The 1,419-nt window shown below is 39.0% G+C and carries 4 protein-coding genes; all 4 read left to right on the top strand.

Features of this window, described 5'->3' with window-relative positions; all coding sequences use genetic code 11:
• Positions 1 to 202, top strand: a 202-nt coding sequence (locus KTE19_RS14055; protein ID WP_249778652.1) for a DUF1064 domain-containing protein, incomplete at its 5' end; no start/stop codon positions are given.
• A gap of 14 nt (positions 203 to 216) precedes the next feature.
• Positions 217 to 618 (top strand): YopX family protein, encoded by a 402-nt coding sequence (locus KTE19_RS11675; RefSeq protein WP_217342346.1) that lies wholly within the window; start codon positions 217 to 219, stop codon positions 616 to 618.
• The gene (locus KTE19_RS11670; RefSeq protein ID WP_217342345.1) at positions 611 to 1,003 is read left to right on the top strand and encodes a hypothetical protein; all 393 of its coding nucleotides are present in this window, start codon (positions 611 to 613) and stop codon (positions 1,001 to 1,003) included. Before KTE19_RS11675 ends, KTE19_RS11670 begins: the two co-directional genes overlap by 8 nt.
• Positions 1,000 to 1,344 (top strand): hypothetical protein, encoded by a 345-nt coding sequence (locus KTE19_RS11665; RefSeq protein WP_217342344.1) that lies wholly within the window; start codon positions 1,000 to 1,002, stop codon positions 1,342 to 1,344. The genes KTE19_RS11670 and KTE19_RS11665 overlap by 4 nt, the downstream gene beginning before the upstream one ends.
• Positions 1,345 to 1,419 lie beyond the last annotated feature (75 nt).

Genomic DNA, 1,419 nt, shown 5'->3' with positions numbered 1-1,419 from the left:
GCATGTCCGTGGTTGCACCTATACGCCAGATTTCAGCATATACGAACACGGTAATTTGGTCAGCGTGGTGGATGTGAAAGGCAGTCGTGCAACGTTAACCAGAGCGTCTGTCTTGCGTATGAAGATGTTCATGGCCAAGTATCAGACACCGGTGGTAATCGCCGAGTACGACGCTAAGAACGGCATATTTGAGGAATATTAGGGAGGATGGCATAAATGAGTAGAGAAACTAAATTTAGATCGTGGAACTCAGTAACAAAAGAGATGGAACAAGTTATCCAAATTAATTTGAAAAACCATTACGTTCAAACCACATTTAATAAGATTGGATATAGTTATGGTCAACCAGATGATGTAATCGTTGAACAGTACACCGGACTGAAAGATGCCAATGGCAAGGAAATCTACGAAGGCGATGTCGTTCATGGTTACGATCAAGAACCTGATAGAGATGACGGCTATATTGGCAGTAGTGTGATAGAAGTTGTCAATTTTAAATGGGGTTCTTTCTGGCTGGGGGATTTTAAGAATCGAATCATGTTGTATACCCCACCAATCATTGAAGTCATTGGCAACGTACACGAGAACCCAGAACTATTGGAGGCACAACATGAATAAGAATACTAAAAGAAATATTGACAAAGACATTGAAAAATCGTTTGCAGAAACATATGATCCGCTACTAAAAAGCATCTATGGCTGGTCGGTTAAAGATGGCAAGTGCGTTCCACCAAAGATTATTTTTCCTAAACCAGTTGCCGACAGAATTGAGTATTTTGCAGAAGAAATGGAAAATGGTTTAACTTTCCAAGGAGCATTAGAATACATTTTTGCCAGAGATGAAGAAAAGTGCAAAGAAGATTGTGAGCAGGTAATGGATTGGCTACCAGTAAGTGATGGCTTCAAAAAATGGAGCGATGACTACTTCCCATACAATTTGAAAGAAGCACAGGTAATGCTTGCTTTGATTTATGGCAATTATCAAGTGGGGGAAGACAAATGAAAGAGTTTAATGCTGGAAAACTAAGAATCGTAGCCAAGCCACACAACGTAACCTTGCTTTCATCAAATGATGAATTTAGGATCACAAAAGAGCTTTATGAAGCACTTGAAGAAGCTGGCAAGATTGCTTGGAAGTCGCTAACTTATCATGATGTGTCTGGATTTGGCAATGACTATTCAGAATATTATGATAAAAAACTTGATAACAGTGGTTACTTGTCCTTCCATAGCGATAGATTATCATTTGAGAGACCCTTCGGAGCAAACGAAAAGCTTTATCAATTTAATAAAGCTAAGTTCCAAACGTTTATGTTTGATTTACGAAATAGTGTGGAGGAGTGACGATAATGAACAGACAAATTAAATTCAGAGCATGGCATATGTACATTTTAGATGCAGCTTGTGGAAGCCGAATGT

It is taken from the genome of Lentilactobacillus dabitei (assembly GCF_019061365.1).
In the GTDB taxonomy this organism is placed as follows: Bacteria; Bacillota; Bacilli; order Lactobacillales; family Lactobacillaceae; genus Lentilactobacillus; species Lentilactobacillus dabitei.
Note: the sequence above shows the minus strand (reverse complement) of the source record. Positions and strands in the feature narration are given on the sequence as shown.